Here is a 15,324-nt window from a genome sequence, read left to right as displayed (position 1 = left end):
GGCACAAAAAAAGCCGCCGCGGCGAGGCGCCGGGCGGCTTTTCGGGCGGGTTGCGCCCGAACGGTCTATTCGGGGAAGAACGCGTAGCGGATCACGAACAGAACCGCCACCAGCCACGTGGCCGGATGCACGTCGCGGACCTTGCCGGTGGCCGTCTTCAGCACCACATAGCTGATGAAACCGAACGCGATGCCGTTGGCGATCGAGTACGTGAAGGGCATGACCAGCGCGGTCAGGGCGGCCGGCGTGGCTTCGGTGACTTCGTTCCAGTCGATGTCGATCAGTTCGCGCATCATCAGGCCGGCCACGTAGAGCAGGGCGGGCGCGGTGGCGTAGGCGGGCACAGCGCCGGCCAGCGGCGAAATGAACAGCGCGGCCAGGAACAGCAGGGCCACGACCAGCGCCGTCATGCCCGTGCGGCCGCCGGCCTGCACGCCCGAGGCGCTTTCCACGAAGGCGGTGGTGCTGCTGGTGCCCAGCGCGGAACCGGCGACGATGGCGGTGCTGTCGGCGAACAGCGCGCGGCCCAGGCGGTTGGGGCGGCCTTCCGGCACCAGGCCGGCGCGTTTGGCCACGCCCACCAGCGTGCCGGTCGCGTCGAACACCTCGACCAGCACGAACACCAGGATGACGTGCACGAAGCCGCTATGCAGCGCGCCCAGGATGTCCAGCTTCAGGAACGTGGGGGCCAGGCTGGGCGGCGCCGAGAAGATGCCCTTGAATTCGTTGTAGCCCAGCGCCATCGACAACACCGTGACGACGATGATGCCGATCAGGATCGCGCCGCGCACGCGCAGCGCGTCCAGCGACGCGATGATGAAGAAGCCCAGGATCGCGAACAGCGGGCCGTGCGTCGTCAGGTTGCCCAAAGAGACCTTGGTGGCCGGGTGGGCGACGACGATGCCGGCGCTCGATAGCGCGATAATGGCAAGGAACAGCCCGATGCCTGCGGCGATGGCGCTGCGCAGCGAATGCGGAATGCCCTTCACCAGCCAGACCCGGATGCCCGAGATCGTCAGGATCAGGAAGATCACGCCCGAGATGAACACGGCGCCCAGCGCCTGCTCCCAGGTGTAGCCCATCGTCTTGACGACCGTGAAGGCGAAGAACGCGTTCAGGCCCATGCCGGGGGCCATGCCGATCGGCCAGTTGGCGATCAGGGCCATCACCAGCGAGCCCAGCGCGGCCGCCAGGCAGGTGGCCACGAAAACGGCGTCGCGGTCCATGCCGGTGGACGACAGGATGTCCGGGTTGACGAAGATGATGTATGACATCGTCAGGAAGGTCGTCAGACCGGCCACGATCTCGGTACGCGCGGTCGTCCCGTGTTCACGCAGCTTGAATAGCTTCTCCAGCATTCGAGTCCCCAGTGTGTTTGCAGGCTTGTAGGTTGTTGTGGGGCGGGCGCCGGGTGGCCCCGCGATTTCAAAAACAGGCGTATTTTCGCATCAGTTGTAAACTCTGCCGCCATGATTATTCTCGGCTTTGAAAGCTCCTGCGACGAAACCGGTGTCGCAGCCGTCTGTACGGAACGGGGACTGCTCGCGCACGCGCTGCATACCCAGATCGCCATGCACCAGGAATACGGTGGCGTGGTGCCGGAACTCGCCTCGCGGGACCATATCCGCCGCGTCGTGCCCTTGACCCGCCAGGTGCTGGAAGAGGCGGGGCTGCAGATGTCCGACATCGGCGCCGTGGCCTATACGGCTGGCCCGGGCCTGGCGGGCGCCTTGCTCGTCGGCGCCAGCGTGGCGCAGTCGTTCGCGTGGTCGCGCCATTTGCCGGCCATCGGCATCCATCACCTTGAAGGCCACCTGCTGTCGCCCATGCTGGCCGACCCCCGGCCCGATTTCCCCTTCGTGGCGCTGCTTGTGTCCGGCGGCCATACGCAGCTGATGCGCGTGGATGGCGTGGGACGCTACGAACTGCTGGGCGAAACGCTGGACGACGCCGCAGGCGAAGCCTTCGACAAGTCGGCCAAGCTGATGGGGCTGGGCTATCCCGGCGGCCCGGCCTTGGCCAAGCTGGCGGGCCAAGGCGACGCGTCGCGCTTTGAACTGCCACGCCCCATGCTGCACAGCGGCGACCTGGATTTCAGCTTCAGCGGTCTGAAGACCGCCGTGCTGACCCGGGTCAAGGCCGCGGAAAAGGACGGCGGACTGGACGACCAGACCCGCGCAGACCTGGCGGCGGCCACCCAGGGCGCGATCGTCGACGTGCTGGCGGCCAAAGCCATCAAGGCCTTGAAGCAGACCGGCCTGCGCCGGCTGGTCGTGGCCGGCGGCGTGGGCGCGAACCAGCTGCTGCGCGCCAAGCTGGCCGCGGCGTTGAAACCGCTGCGCGCGCAAGCCTATTTCCCGCCGCTGGAACTGTGCACCGACAATGGCGCGATGATCGCTTTCGCGGCCGCAGAGCGGGTGAAAGCCGGGCTTGTGACGTTGGATCCCGATGCGCACAGCTTTACCGTCAAGCCGCGCTGGGACCTGGCCGATATCGCTTGAACGGGTCTCCGGACATGAAAATGGGCGGCCGGGCCGCCCATTTTCGTCGGGGGCGAGGCTTACTTCTTCTTGCCGCCGATCTTGCTTTCGGTGCCCTGGATCAGGCGGGTGATGTTGGCGCGGTGGCGGTAGAACAGCAGCACGCCGATCACGGCCAGCGCCACGCCCATCGCCGGTTGCGCGTACCAGGCCAGTCCCGAGCCGAACACGTAATACACCGGGGCGAAGAATGCCGCCACCAGCGAGGCCAGGGACGAATAGCGGAAGAACACCGCGATGATCAACCAGGTGGCCGCGGTTGCCACGGCCAGCCAGGGTTGAATGGCCACCAGCACGCCCAGCGCCGTCGCCACGCCCTTGCCGCCCTTGAATCCCAGGAAAATGGGGTACAGGTGACCGACGAATGCCGCCAGGGCCACCAGGGCGAGGCCCGTGGGGGCCATGCCGGGAGCCAGCTTTTCGGCCAGCCAGATCGCGAACCATCCCTTTGCGGCGTCGCCCAACAAGGTCAGCGCGGCGGCTGTCTTGTTGCCGGTGCGCAGCACATTGGTGGCGCCGGGGTTCTTGGACCCGTAGCTACGGGGGTCTTGCAGCCCCATCAGCTTGCTGACGACCACTGCGAACGGCACGGAGCCGATCAGGTAGGCCAGCACGATGAGCGCAGCGGTGAACACCAGGGAGGGTTCGGTAATCGCCATGGAGAGGGAGTCCGTTGTTGTCGTAATGGCGCGGATTCTACCGCGCCGGGCGCCACCCCTGGCTACGGGTTATCGAGCGTGGCGCCGGCGCCTCGGCCGACAGGCGGTGGCAAGACGGACATACAGGGTAGGGCTGCGGACGGTACAATCCGACACGTCCACCCGCGTTTTATTTTCTTTCGGATGCACAATGCGAATTCTGGTTTCGAACGATGATGGTTACTCGGCCCCTGGGCTCGAAGCGCTGGTAGCGGCGCTGCAAGGCTTGGGCGATTTAACCGTCGTCGCGCCCGAGACCAACCATAGCGGCGCCTCCAACTCCCTGACGCTGAACCGGCCGCTGTCGGTGCGCACCGCCTCCAACGGCTTCATCGCCGTGAACGGCACGCCGTCGGACTGCGTCCACGTGGCGCTGACGGGGCTGATGGACACCCGTCCGGACCTGGTCGTGTCCGGCATCAACAACGGCGCCAACATGGGCGACGACACGCTGTATTCCGGCACAGTCGCCGCAGCCAGCGAGGGTTATCTGTTCGGCATTCCCGCCATCGCGTTCTCGCTGGCCGAAAAAGGCTGGGAGCACATCGATTCCGCGGCGCGCGCCGCCCGGCTGGTCGTCGAACGGCATCTGGCAAAGCCGCTGGCGGCGCCGGTGCTGCTCAACGTCAACATCCCCAACCGGCGTTTCGAGGACATGCATGGTTTCGCGGTCACGCGCCTGGGCAAGCGGCACCCGTCCCAGCCCGTGGTGCGCACCACGACGCCCTACGGCGACACGGTCTATTGGATCGGGCCGGTCGGCCTGGCCGCCGATGCCGCCCCGGGCACGGATTTCCATGCGGTGGAGCAGGGCACGGTGTCAGTCACGCCCCTGCGCCTGGACCTGACCCAGCACAGCCAATTGGATGAAATCCGCACTTGGGCAGAGCCGCTATGCGCAAACGCGTAAGCCAACCCGACGTGTCCCAGCCGGTGCCGGGCCGGCCCAGCCCGGTCCGCTATGACTCCGGCCGGCTCAGCCCCGGCGTCACGCCCGCCAACAGCAATACCCGCATTTCGGCGGCCACCTTGCCGCGCCAGCCGCAGGCGCCCGTGGCGGCCGCTGGCAGCAACCTGGGCCTGAACTCCGACCGCCTGCGCCAGGCGATGGTGCAGCGCCTGCGTGGCCAGGGCGTCACCGACGAGCGCGTATTGAACGCCATGTCCGCCGTGCCGCGCCATCTTTTCGTCGACGAAGCGCTGGCCAGCCGTGCCTATGAAGACGCCGCGTTGCCCATCGGCCATTCGCAGACCATCTCGCAGCCCTGGGTCGTGGCGCGCATGATCGCCGCCGTGTGCGAAGACCGCACGCCGACTCGCGTGCTCGAAGTGGGCGCGGGTTGCGGCTATCAGGCGGCGGTGCTTGCGCAGTTCGTGCGCGAGGTCCATTCGATCGAACGCATCCGCGGGCTCTACGAGCTGGCGCGCGAGCATCTGCGCGCCTTGCGGCTGACCACTCGGATTCGACTGATCTATGGCGACGGCACCTTGGGCCTGCCCGGCGTGGCCCCGTTCGATGCTATCGTTGTGGCTGCCGCTGGCTTGGCCATTCCGCAAGCGCTGCTGACGCAGCTTGCGCCGGGTGGACGCCTCATCGCTCCCGAAGGGGGCTCGAACCAGCGCCTGGTGCTGATCGAACGCACCGGCGCAGCCAGCTGGAAACGAACTGAATTAGAGGCCGTGCGCTTTGTGCCGCTACGCGCCGGAATACAATCTTGAGCAAACAGGAGAAACGTATGCTCAACGGGCAGTTGCAACTGACCGATATGACTATGGGCGCGTCCATGACGCGCCTGCGCCGCCCGCTCTTTATCGCGGGGGCGCTCAGCCTGGCCATTTTGGCCGGCTGCGCATCGAAAGGAACTCGTGCACCGGTGGTCGACATGACCGGCGGGCAACCCGCAGCGGCGGCTCAGCCGGGCGGCAGCTATGTGGTCAAGCCGGGCGACACGCTCTACAAGATCGCCCGTGCCAACAATGTGGACATCGAAAGCGTCAAGCGCTGGAACAACCTCAGCGACCCCAACCAGATCTCGGTCGGCCAGGTCCTGAAGATGTCCGGCGGGTCGGGCGGGGGCGCGCAACCCGCGCCCATCGCCAGCACCAAGCCGCAACCGCGGCCGCTGGACCAGCCCGAAGCGCCGGTCGCATCGCTGCCTCCGCCTGATTCGTCGGCCACGCCGGCGCCCGCCCCGGTCGAGGTCAAGCCCTCGCCGCGCGCAGCGGATGCCAGCGTCATCAACTGGGCATGGCCCGCCAACGGCGCGATCGTGCAGACCTTCAATGCCAGCAGCAAGGGCATCGACATTTCCGGCGCGCTGGGCGACCCGATCACCGCCGCGGCGGATGGCCTGGTCAAGTACAGCGGCAATGGGGTGCGCGGCCTGGGCAACCTGATCATCGTCGAACACCAGAATGGCTTCATCACCGCTTACGCGCATAACCGCGCCTTGCTGGTGAAGACGGGCCAGAACGTCAAGCGCGGCGCCAAGATCGCAGAGCTGGGCCAAAGCGACACCACGTCGCCGCGCCTGCACTTCGAAATCCGTCGCCAAGGCACGCCGGTCGACCCGATGCAGTACCTGCCCGCCAAATGACGCCAACCCTGGTATTCGACCTTGAAACGATCCCCGACGCCGATGGGCTGCGCAAGCTCAACGGCTGGGGCGCAGAGGTCTCCGACCAAGAAGTGGTCGAACGCGCGCTGACCGCGCGCCGCGAAGCCGTCGGCCACGATTTCCTGCCGCTGCACCTGCACAAGGTCGCGGTGGTGGGCTGCGTGTTCCGCGATGACCAGGGGTTCCGCGTCAAGACGCTGGGCCAGCCCGATGATCCCGAAGCCGCCTTGCTGGCGGGCTTCTTCAAGACCATCGAGCGCTACACGCCCAAGCTGGTGAGCTGGAACGGATCGGGTTTCGACCTGCCCGTCCTGCATTACCGCAGCCTGATCCTGGGTGTGCCTGCGCCGCGCTACTGGGACATGGGCGAAGAAGACCGCGACTTCAAATTCAACAACTACATCGCCCGCTACCACACGCGCCATCTGGACTTGATGGACGTGCTGGCCAAGTACAACGGCCGCGCCAACGCGCCGCTGGACGACTTGGCCAAGCTGTGCGGCTTTCCCGGCAAGCTCGGGATGGACGGCAGCAAGGTCTGGGAGGCCTGGAGCACGGGACGCGCCGACGAAGTCCGCGCCTATTGCGAGACCGATGTCGTCAACACGTGGCTGGTGTACTGCCGCTTCCGCTTCCTGCGCGGCGAACTGGACCGTACCGCCTACGACGCTGAAATCGCGTTGGTGCGCGACACGCTGTCCGCCAGCGACGCGCCGCACTGGAAGGAATACATGGCGGCCTGGGACGCGACCTGACCCGTTGCGCAGGGCCGGCAGGGACGAAGCACGGGGCCGCCAAGGCCCCGTCTTCACGTCTGGCGGATGCGCAATCGACTGAAACATGGACGGCGGGGACGAAACCCGGTTGAAACCGGGCGGATCGCACAATGGTCTCGCTTTCTTCACTTTCAGGAGACACAACATGTCCCGATTCGCTATTCGCTCCAATTTGGCCGCTCTTGCATTTGTCGCCGCGACGGGCGGTCTGGTGGCCGGTTCCGTCATGGCTGCGCCGCCGCCTCCCGCTGACGGCGGCCCCGCCGCCATGCACCACGGCCAACCTGGCGAGTTCCACAAGGGCATGCGCGACGGCCTGTTCATCCCCGGCATCGGTCCCGTCTCCAAGGCGCAGGTCGACCAGCTGAAGCTGGATGACAAGCAGCAAGCGCTGTTCAAGACCGCCCAGGACGGCCAGCGCAGCCTGCACGAAGCCATGCGTGCCTCCGGCGGCAAGCGCCACGACCTTTTGAAGTCCCAGTTGGACAGCGGCAAGCTGGATCCGCGCGCCCTGATGGCGCAATCGGATCAGACGCGCGACCAGTTCCGCGCGCAGGGTCAGCAGGTACGCGACCAGTGGCTCGCCGTCTGGGACAGCCTGAATGACACGCAGCGCGGCCAGGTGACGAAGCTGGTCAAGGACCGCGAAGCCAAGATGCAGGAACGCCACGCCAAGATGGAAGGGCGCCATGGCGGCAAGGGCCGCGGCGCGCCGCCTCCTCCGCCGGCCGCGGGCGACGTTGCTCCGCCGCCCCCGCCCTCGGCCAACTAAGCCTGCCGCACGCGGCGCTGTAAAGCGCTGCGGATGCAAGCGAAACCCCGGACGCGCATTGCGCGGACCGGGGTTTTTTATTGTGGGCGCAGGACCGGCGCTCCAATGTGGCGCAGATTCCCCGTTTTGACGCACGCGCCGCAAGGGGCGGCGGAGCCCTTGCACGCTTCTGGTGCACGGCAATACGGATTCAACAGCCCGACAGCCGATTGTCACCCGCTTGAAACCTGGCACGGACATTGCTTATTGGAAAGTGAGCCGGTAACCCACCGCAGCAAAGCCGGTCAGAGGGATGCGCCGCGAGGCCGTCCTCCTCCTCGTTAAATCCGATCAGGACTCCGCACCATGAAGAAGACGTTGCTAGCCTTGCCTTTTGCGCTTGCCGCTTGTTTCGCCTCGACGGCCCAGGCTGAACCCACCGATCTGGGGGGCGGTTTTTCTCTTAGCGGCAACGCCACCATTGCCAGCGACTACCGGTTCCGCGGCTACTCGCAGACCGACTTCCGTCCTGCCGTGCAGCTGGGTATCGACCTGACCCACAGTTCCGGCTTCTACCTGGGCAACTGGAACTCCAACGTCTCCAACTTCGTGTTCACCGACGGCAACCTGGAAATGGATTTCTACGGCGGCTGGAAGGGCGACGTCGGCGGCGGCTTCACGCTGGACGCCGGGGTGCTGCACTACTACTACCCGGGCTCCAGTTCGCCCAAGGGCGGCAACTACAACAACACCGACCTGTACGTGGGCGCGTCCTACGGCAACTACTCGCTGAAGTATTCCTACACGCCCAGCGACTTCTTCAGCACGCCCGACAGCAAAGGCACCTGGTACCTGGACGGCACGGCCACGTTCGATCTGGGCGATGGCTGGGGCCTTCTCGGCCACTTGGGCTATCAGAAGCTGAAGAACCAATCGAACATGGACGGCGATTCGATCGGCCATTACGTTGACTACAAAGTCGGCGTGACCAAGGACTTGAAGGGCTGGGTGCTGGGCCTGGCCGCGGTCGGCGCCACCAAGGACAACTGGCTGCCGACCAAATACGGCCACCCGTCGGGCCGCCTGGGCGCGGTCTTCTCGGTATCTCGCGCGTTCTGAATCGAAATCCGTGGCGGCGCCTTGAAAACGCGCCGGCCTTTTGGGGAATTGATGGAGACTGCCTGATGGGCAGTCCCCATCAATTCCCCTTTTTTTATTGTTGCGGCGGTGACGGCCTGACGCTGCGGTGTTCCCGGTAGGCAGCCGCGATCGTGCGCAGCGCGTCGCGCGACCGCGAGTCCGTCAACGTCGAGTGCAGTGTGATGCGCGACGCGGGCAGGGCGGGCAGCGAAAAACGTTCGCCCACTTCGATCGTATCGGCCGGCGCCAGGCGGCATGCCAGGGCGCCGATCGCCAAGCCGGCCGAGACCGCAGCCATGACGGCATAGCCGCCGCCTACGAAGACCTCGTTCCACGCGATCTCGTGCCGGTCCAAGGCCAGGATCGCCGTGTTGCGGACCTGGCAGCAAGGCATCAAGGCGGCCAGCCTGAGCGGTTCGCCCGCGCGCCATTCAAAGCTCGGGGCGGCGAACCAGCCGAAATGCTCGGGTCCCAGGTCTTCGCCGTCGCGGCGGTCATCTTCCTGGCCGACGATGACGGCTTCCAGGTCGCCGTTGTCGAACGCGTCCAGCAGCGTGTGCGAATTGTCCAGCCGGACCTCGATGTTCAACGCCGGATCGCGTTCATGCAAGCGGGCCAGCAAGGACGGGGTTTCGGGCCCCGCAATGTGGGAGGCGATCCCCAGCCTGAAATGCCGCCGCTCGGCGTCCAGGAGCGCCAGCGCGCGGTCATGCGCGGCCAGGAATTCGCGCGCCCCGTTCACGAAGATCGCGCCCTGGGCCGAAAGCCGCACGTGCCGCGGCGTCCGTTCGATCAATTTGTGGCCCAGCCGGTCTTCCAAGCGCTTGAGCCTGACGCTGATCGCGCCCTGGGTCGTGCCCAGGGCATCTGCCGCTTTCGTGAAACTTCGAAACTCCGCGATGCTCACGAACGCCTGGACGGCGTCCACATCCAGCGTGGGCTTGGTCATGATCTATCCGAAATTGTTATCTCTGATATATCCAAGCATAGCATTGCGGAATAGATGTGCCACGCCTACCATGCGTGCACCTTAGTCTGGATGTTCACTCATGACCGCCGTCTCTTCGCGCCGGGGCAAGCTCGCCCTGGCCGCCATCTGCCTTTCCGCACTGATGCTGGGCCTGGAAATATCCAGCGTGCCGCCAGTCCTGTCGACGATCGAGCACGCCATGGGGGCCAGCTTCAGGCAGCTGCAGTGGGTGATGGCCGCCTATACCATCGCGATGACGACCATCCTGATGGCCACGGGCACGCTGGCCGATCGCTACGGCCGCAAGCGGCTATTCATGGTCGGCATCGTCGCCTTCGGCGTGACCTCGCTGGTGTGCGGGCTGACTGCAGACATCCAGATCCTGATCGTGGCGCGCTTTCTTCAGGGGCTGAGCGCCGCGATGATGCTGATCTGCCAGGTGGCGATCCTGTCCAGCCAATTCCGCGATGGGCGCGAACGAGGCGCCGCGTTTTCGTGGTGGGGCATCGTCTTCGGCGTTGGCCTGGGCTTCGGGCCGATCGTGGGCGCCGCCATCCTTGCGCTGGCGAGCTGGGAATGGGTTTTCCTGGTTCATGGCGTTTTGGCGGTGATCACCTTGGCCATGGCCTACGCGGCGGTCGAGGAATCGCGCGATCCGCAGGTGCGGCCGCTGGATATCGCAGGCATCCTGACGCTTTCCGTCGCAGTGTTCTGCCTGGTGCTGTTCGTCACGCAAGGCCCGGTGCTGGGCTTCGCAAGCCCGGTGGCATTGGGCATCATCGGCCTGTCGATCGCCAGCTTCATCGGGTTCATCGCCGCCGAGAAAAGCAGCCGCCACCCCATGATCGATTTCGCCGTGTTCCGCAACCGCAACTTCTCCGGCGCGCTCGCGGGTTCGGTAGGGATGAACCTCAGCTTCTGGCCATTCATCATCTATCTGCCGATCTATTTCCACGGCGGTCTGGGCTACGACAGCGTGCAGACCGGCATGGCGCTGCTGGCCTATACCTTGCCCACGCTCTTCATGCCGCCGGTCGGCGAAAAGCTGTCCCTGCGGTATCACCCGGGCTTCGTGATTCCCGTGGGCTTGAGCCTCATCGGCGCAGGCTTCATCCTGATGCTGGCCGGTAGCCATTCTTCGGAACCGGGCTGGTGGATCCTGCCGGGCTGCGTGATTGCCGGCACCGGCCTTGGGCTGACGAACACGCCGGTCGCCAACACGATCACGGCCGCGGTCTCGCGCGAGCGGGCCGGGATGGCGTCGGGGGCCGACATGAGCGCACGGATGACCTCGCTGGCCTTCAGCATCGCCTTGATGGGCTTGGTGCTGGTCGAGGGTGTCATGGCGCACCTGACGCAAGCACTCTCGGCGTCTGACGGGCCGGGGCTGCGCCTGTTCGCAGAGAAGATTGCCGCCGGCCTCCTGGCCGCGCTTGACGGCGAGGCGCTGTTCTCGCACGTTAGCCAAGGGGCGGGCGCGTTGCAGACCGCGCTCTTGTCCGGCTTCGGATGGGTCATGGCGTATGGCGCCGGCAGCGCGTTCGTTTTCGCCGTGATCAGCCTGCTGGCGTTCTCCCCCTGGACGGCCCGCGTGTCGCCTGATTCCGCGCTCACGTTGCGGGAAACTCGATAATTGCCTTTAATGGTCGCGCCATCGGCATCGCGCACGGGTATATTTGCGCGGTGTTAACCCATGCCGCCACCGGGGCGGCAGGCTATTCAAGGAGCTTTGAGCGCAGTGACCATCGATTTCGAAGAATCAATCAAGCCTTTTTCCTGGATGGAATACGAAGGCAGCTTTTCAGTCATCCTCACCGTTGGGGAGTACAAGGAAGAGGTCTTCCGCCGCCGCAGGCAAGAGGGTTTTGTGGGTTCGGGCTACGACTGGGCGTCATTGGCGCTGGTCTTTCTAACTGAAAAAATGCCCGAGCTTTCTGAACAGATTGATTTTGATCCCGAAGCGGACACGTTCTGCGCCTATTCTTCCGACAGCGAAGCGGTGAAGGCCTTCATCATCGGCTTCAAGGCCGCATGTGAAGACTGGAGGCAGATCCAGGACCTGTTTTCCCGGGCTGAATTGGACTGACCTCTGAATGAGTGAGGGTGAGCGTCTCGATGATTGAAACCCGCCTGTTGCGGCAATTTGTCGCCGTCGCGGAAACGCTGCACTTCAATCGGGCGGCAGAGCGCCTGCACATGGCGCAGCCGCCGCTCAGCCAGGCGATCCGCCGCCTGGAAGGCGAGATCGGCGCGACGCTGTTTGAACGGACCAACCGCAGTGTGGCATTGACGCCGGCGGGCGCCGCGTTCCTGGCGTCCGCCCGGCGCATCCTGGATGCGCTGGAAGAAGGCGTGGCGCACACGCGCCGTGTGGCCCAGGGGATGGACGGACACCTCACGCTCACGTTCATCAACATCGCGCCGTACGCGCCGCTGTTGCGCGCACTGCGGGATTTCCGCAACACGCATCCGGCGGTCGCGTTCACCCTCCAGGAGGCGACGACGCATGAACAAGTCCAGGCCCTGGAAGCCGGCCGCGCGGACATCGGATTCCTGCGCACGCCCGGGTCCACGACGCCGACGCTGCGGTTCGAGACCTTGCTGCGCGAACCCATTCATGTGGCCTTGCCGGCGGGGCATCCCTTGGCGGACGATGCGGTGGTGGCGCTGGCCGCGCTGAGAGACGAGCCTTTCGTCGCTTCGCCGCGGCGCTTGGGACAGGGTTTTCACGACCAGTTGATCCAGCTGTGCCAGACGGCCGGCTTTGTGCCGCGGGTGGCGCAGGAAGCGCGACAACTGCAGACGGTGGTGGCGCTGGTGGCCGCGGGCTTCGGCGTTGCGCTGCTGCCTGCATCGCTGGCCCAGACGGCGGGCGGGGATGTTGTCTTCCGGCCCATTGCGGCAGACGCGCCGGCGTCCTTGCTGCATCTGGATCTGTTGATCGGGTGGAATCCCGAACGGGCATCCCCCGTGCGCGACCGGCTGGTCGTTGCGGTGCGCCAAACGCTCGCGCTAGTCAATTAAGACGTTCAGCGTCTTATAAAGCGATAAATAATATATTTTACGGCGTTTGGCAGCCGGCCTAAGCTCGGCACCTCTTTGTCGAGTTAGCGCCTGCCATGCCCATCGCTGTCTATGTCTTTTCCGTCTGCACCTTCGCATTCGGCCTGTCTGAATTCGTGGTGGCCGGCCTGGTGTCGGCGATGGCCGATGGCCTGCACGCCAAGATCGAGGCGGTAGGGACCGCTATCGCCGCCTACGCCTTTGGCGCCGCCATCGGGGCACCATTGATCCCTGCGCTGGTCGCCCATTGGCGCGACCGCCGCACGCTGGCGTGGTCCATGGCCGTCCTGGCCGTGGGCAGCGGCCTGATGAGCCTGTCGGACACCTTGCCCATCCTGCTGGGCGTGCGCTTCGTGGTGGGGCTGGCCCATGGCGTCTTCATGGCGGTGGCGTCGGATGCCGCGACGCGGCTTGTGGATGACGCGCGCGCCGGGCGGGCCGTCGCCGTCGTGTGGATCGGCTTGACGCTGGCGCTGGCGCTCGGCGTGCCGCTGGGCACCTTCCTGGGCAGCATCTGGTCCTGGCGGGCCGTTTTCGCGGCGATCGGCGTGCTGGCCTTGATCGGCCTGGCGGGCTTGCGGTGGTGCATGCCCAGCCACGATGCGTCTTCCGGGCCCGCGGCAGACCGGCCCGGTGCGGGCGCGGGCTTACGGGCCATCGCCCACCCCAAGATGCTGATGAGCGCCGGCGTGGGCGCATTGGTCAGCGTGGCGACTTTCTGCTTTTTCACCTTCGTCTCGCCGTACCTGCTGCAGGTGACGGGGGCGGACGTGCAGCGGTTGAGCGCGGCCATGCTGCTGTTTGGCGTGTGCTCCATCGCGGGTAATCTGCTGGGCGGCTATCTGGTCGACAAGATGGATGCGGACCGCGCGGCGTTGCTGGCGCTGGCCGGGCTGAGCGCGACGTTACTCGCCCTGTACGGGTTCCGGCAGTCCGGCTGGACGGTCGTGGCCTTGGCCGGCGCGCTGGGGCTGGTGTTCTTCTGCATCGTGACGATACTGACCCTTCGGCTGCTGAAGCTGGCGCAACGCCATGTGCCGGAATCCACGGCCGTGGCGGCAGGACTGAACATCGCTTCGTTCAATCTGGGAACGGCGGTGGGCGGCGGGCTGGGCAGTCTGACGATCGCTTGGGCCGGCTTGCCCGCGTTGCCGTTGGCCGGCGCGGCGGCGGCAGTCGCAGCCATGGCGGCGTTGTGGTGGCAATCGGCGCGGTCGTCCGCGCGCCAGCCAGCCTGAAACGCGTCCGTTCGGCAGGGCGGTCCGGCCCCATGAAAGACCATTTTCGCGAATGGCCAGAGTCCTTCTACAATATCGGGTTGCGTGTAATTCTGGACTGCGTGAGATGTCAGACGTTTTGAGTATCGAGTCCCTGGACCTGGAAGCCAGGGGGATCGCCCGTCGCGACGGGAAAGTGGTGTTCGTGGAAGGGGCCCTGCCGGGTGAACGGGTCACCACCGTGACGCTGCGCCGCAAGCCGTCTTACGAAATCGCCCGCGTGGACGAGGTGATGCGCCCCTCGTCGCAGCGGGTCGTGCCGCGCTGCCCGCACTTCGGGGTCTGTGGGGGCTGTGCCATGCAGCACCTGGAGCCCAGCACGCAAGTGGCCATCAAGCAGCGTTCGCTGGAAGACACCTTCTGGCACGTGGGCAAGCTGCGCCCCGCGCTGATCCTGCCGCCGCTGCAAGGCCCGACCTGGGGCTACCGTTACCGCGCGCGCCTGTCGGTGCGGGTCGTGCCGAAAAAGGGCGGTGTGCTGGTCGGCTTTCATGAACGCAAGAGCAGCTACGTGGCCGACATGCGCGAATGCCACGTGCTGCCGCGCCACGTCAGCGACCTGCTGATGCCGCTGCGCGCGATGATCGCATCGATGTCCGCACCCGACCGCATGCCCCAGATCGAAGTGTCGCTGGGCGAAGGCGTGACGGCGCTGGTGCTGCGCCATCTGCTGCCGCTGACCGATGGCGACATCGCCATCCTGCGTGCCTTCGCGGCCGAGCACAACGTGCAATGGTGGCTGCAGTCCAAGGGCCCGGAGACCGTGCACCCCATGGAGCGCGAGCACGGCGACACGCTGGCCTACACGATGCCGGAATTCGGCCTGCGCATGCCGTACCGGCCGACCGATTTCACGCAGGTCAACCACGCCATCAACCGCGCGATGGTGTCGCGCGCGCTGAAACTGCTGGACGTGCAGCCCACCGATCGCGTGGCCGACCTGTTCTGCGGCCTGGGCAACTTCACGTTGCCCTTGGCCACGCAATGCCGCGAAGCGGTGGGCGTGGAAGGCAGCAAGACGCTGACCGACCGCGCGTTCGACGCCGCGTCGCGCCACGGTTTGGCCGACCGCAGCAGCTTTGCCACGCTGAACCTGTTCGAGGTGGATGCGCACTGGCTGCGCAGCCTGGGCTACTTCGACCGCATGCTGATCGATCCGCCGCGCGAAGGCGCGCATGCCGTGTCGCAAGCCTTGTCGGAACTCAATGCGGAAGAGCGTCCCCGCCGCATTGTCTACGTGTCCTGTAATCCAGCCACGCTGGCGCGCGACGCCGCCATCCTGGTGCATGAAGGCGGCTACGTGTTGAAGAGCGCGGGAGTCATCAACATGTTCCCGCACACGGGCCACGTGGAATCGATCGCGGTGTTTGAATCGCTGGATGCGGCAGGCGTGCTGGAAGTGAAGGAACGCGCCCGCCAGCGCGCCATCCAGGCGGCGGCGGATGCCGTGGCGGCGGAAGAGGCCAAGGCCGCCGCAGCCGCAGAGAAGGC

15 protein-coding genes are annotated in these 15,324 nt (G+C 65.9%); 12 read left to right on the top strand and 3 right to left on the bottom strand.

What is annotated here, in order from left to right; all coding sequences use genetic code 11:
- Positions 1-65 precede the first annotated feature (65 nt).
- Positions 66-1,358 carry an NCS2 family permease gene (locus ACO6D5_RS15990; protein WP_006222298.1) on the bottom strand — a complete coding sequence of 431 codons (1,293 nt, stop codon included), beginning with the start codon at positions 1,356-1,358 and terminating at the stop codon, positions 66-68.
- Between the two features lie 111 nt (positions 1,359-1,469).
- Between ACO6D5_RS15990 and tsaD the strand changes: the two genes are divergently transcribed.
- Positions 1,470-2,501, top strand: coding sequence for a tRNA (adenosine(37)-N6)-threonylcarbamoyltransferase complex transferase subunit TsaD (gene tsaD, locus ACO6D5_RS15985; RefSeq protein WP_006222297.1), 1,032 nt, complete (start codon positions 1,470-1,472; stop codon positions 2,499-2,501).
- A gap of 59 nt (positions 2,502-2,560) precedes the next feature.
- Here the strand turns inward: tsaD and plsY are convergent, their stop codons facing one another.
- Positions 2,561-3,199, bottom strand: a complete 639-nt coding sequence (gene plsY, locus ACO6D5_RS15980; RefSeq protein WP_315847422.1) for a glycerol-3-phosphate 1-O-acyltransferase PlsY — start codon at positions 3,197-3,199, stop codon at positions 2,561-2,563.
- Positions 3,200-3,389: 190 nt separating this feature from the next.
- On the opposite strand from plsY, the gene surE reads away from it, so the two are divergent.
- From surE to ACO6D5_RS15950, 6 genes are all read left to right on the top strand, one after another.
- Positions 3,390-4,148 carry a 5'/3'-nucleotidase SurE gene (gene surE, locus ACO6D5_RS15975; protein ID WP_485825908.1) on the top strand — a complete coding sequence of 253 codons (759 nt, stop codon included), beginning with the start codon at positions 3,390-3,392 and terminating at the stop codon, positions 4,146-4,148.
- Entirely contained in the window at positions 4,133-4,957 is an 825-nt protein-coding gene (locus ACO6D5_RS15970) for a protein-L-isoaspartate(D-aspartate) O-methyltransferase (protein ID WP_315847420.1), read from the top strand. Before surE ends, ACO6D5_RS15970 begins: the two co-directional genes overlap by 16 nt.
- 17 nt (positions 4,958-4,974) lie before the next feature.
- Entirely contained in the window at positions 4,975-5,835 is an 861-nt protein-coding gene (locus ACO6D5_RS15965; RefSeq protein ID WP_485825907.1) for a peptidoglycan DD-metalloendopeptidase family protein, read from the top strand.
- Positions 5,832-6,611 (top strand): 3'-5' exonuclease, encoded by a 780-nt coding sequence (locus tag ACO6D5_RS15960; RefSeq protein WP_315847418.1) that lies wholly within the window; start codon positions 5,832-5,834, stop codon positions 6,609-6,611. The genes ACO6D5_RS15965 and ACO6D5_RS15960 overlap by 4 nt, the downstream gene beginning before the upstream one ends.
- Before the next feature lie 166 nt (positions 6,612-6,777).
- Entirely contained in the window at positions 6,778-7,404 is a 627-nt protein-coding gene (locus tag ACO6D5_RS15955) for a hypothetical protein (protein WP_485825906.1), read from the top strand.
- A gap of 345 nt (positions 7,405-7,749) precedes the next feature.
- Positions 7,750-8,502 carry a TorF family putative porin gene (locus ACO6D5_RS15950; RefSeq protein ID WP_006222290.1) on the top strand — a complete coding sequence of 251 codons (753 nt, stop codon included), beginning with the start codon at positions 7,750-7,752 and terminating at the stop codon, positions 8,500-8,502.
- A 94-nt stretch (positions 8,503-8,596) separates the two neighbouring features.
- Here ACO6D5_RS15950 and ACO6D5_RS15945 read toward each other — a convergent pair whose 3' ends face one another.
- Positions 8,597-9,472: a LysR family transcriptional regulator gene (locus ACO6D5_RS15945; RefSeq protein WP_315847218.1), complete on the bottom strand. Its 876-nt coding sequence runs from the start codon at positions 9,470-9,472 to the stop codon at positions 8,597-8,599.
- A gap of 100 nt (positions 9,473-9,572) precedes the next feature.
- Here ACO6D5_RS15945 and ACO6D5_RS15940 point away from each other — a divergent pair, with 100 nt between their 5' ends.
- The 5 genes from ACO6D5_RS15940 to rlmD form a co-directional block, all read left to right on the top strand.
- A complete protein-coding gene (locus tag ACO6D5_RS15940; RefSeq protein WP_485825905.1) occupies positions 9,573-11,126 on the top strand; it encodes an MFS transporter in 1,554 nt (517 codons plus the stop codon).
- Positions 11,127-11,231: 105 nt separating this feature from the next.
- A complete protein-coding gene (locus ACO6D5_RS15935; RefSeq protein WP_485825904.1) occupies positions 11,232-11,579 on the top strand; it encodes an Imm51 family immunity protein in 348 nt (115 codons plus the stop codon).
- A gap of 29 nt (positions 11,580-11,608) precedes the next feature.
- Entirely contained in the window at positions 11,609-12,517 is a 909-nt protein-coding gene (locus ACO6D5_RS15930) for a LysR substrate-binding domain-containing protein (protein ID WP_485825903.1), read from the top strand.
- Positions 12,518-12,612: 95 nt separating this feature from the next.
- On the top strand, positions 12,613-13,794 hold the full coding sequence (locus ACO6D5_RS15925) for an MFS transporter (protein ID WP_485825902.1): 1,182 nt from the start codon (positions 12,613-12,615) through the stop codon (positions 13,792-13,794).
- 106 nt (positions 13,795-13,900) lie between these two features.
- Positions 13,901-15,324, top strand: a 1,424-nt coding sequence (gene rlmD / locus ACO6D5_RS15920) for a 23S rRNA (uracil(1939)-C(5))-methyltransferase RlmD (protein ID WP_485825901.1), incomplete at its 3' end; no start/stop codon positions are given.

This window comes from Achromobacter sp., assembly GCF_057314935.1.
The sequence above is the reverse complement of the archived record's forward strand: the minus strand, read 5'-3'. Positions and strand labels throughout refer to the sequence as shown.

Coding starts and splice junctions, on each gene's coding strand:
- ACO6D5_RS15990 (WP_006222298.1), bottom strand. CDS start 1,358: ATGCTGGAGAAGCTATTCAAGCTGCGTGAACACGGGACGACCGCGCGT.
- tsaD (WP_006222297.1), top strand. CDS start 1,470: ATGATTATTCTCGGCTTTGAAAGCTCCTGCGACGAAACCGGTGTCGCA.
- plsY (WP_315847422.1), bottom strand. CDS start 3,199: ATGGCGATTACCGAACCCTCCCTGGTGTTCACCGCTGCGCTCATCGTG.
- surE (WP_485825908.1), top strand. CDS start 3,390: ATGCGAATTCTGGTTTCGAACGATGATGGTTACTCGGCCCCTGGGCTC.
- ACO6D5_RS15970 (WP_315847420.1), top strand. CDS start 4,133: ATGCGCAAACGCGTAAGCCAACCCGACGTGTCCCAGCCGGTGCCGGGC.
- ACO6D5_RS15965 (WP_485825907.1), top strand. CDS start 4,975: ATGCTCAACGGGCAGTTGCAACTGACCGATATGACTATGGGCGCGTCC.
- ACO6D5_RS15960 (WP_315847418.1), top strand. CDS start 5,832: ATGACGCCAACCCTGGTATTCGACCTTGAAACGATCCCCGACGCCGAT.
- ACO6D5_RS15955 (WP_485825906.1), top strand. CDS start 6,778: ATGTCCCGATTCGCTATTCGCTCCAATTTGGCCGCTCTTGCATTTGTC.
- ACO6D5_RS15950 (WP_006222290.1), top strand. CDS start 7,750: ATGAAGAAGACGTTGCTAGCCTTGCCTTTTGCGCTTGCCGCTTGTTTC.
- ACO6D5_RS15945 (WP_315847218.1), bottom strand. CDS start 9,472: ATGACCAAGCCCACGCTGGATGTGGACGCCGTCCAGGCGTTCGTGAGC.
- ACO6D5_RS15940 (WP_485825905.1), top strand. CDS start 9,573: ATGACCGCCGTCTCTTCGCGCCGGGGCAAGCTCGCCCTGGCCGCCATC.
- ACO6D5_RS15930 (WP_485825903.1), top strand. CDS start 11,609: ATGATTGAAACCCGCCTGTTGCGGCAATTTGTCGCCGTCGCGGAAACG.
- ACO6D5_RS15925 (WP_485825902.1), top strand. CDS start 12,613: ATGCCCATCGCTGTCTATGTCTTTTCCGTCTGCACCTTCGCATTCGGC.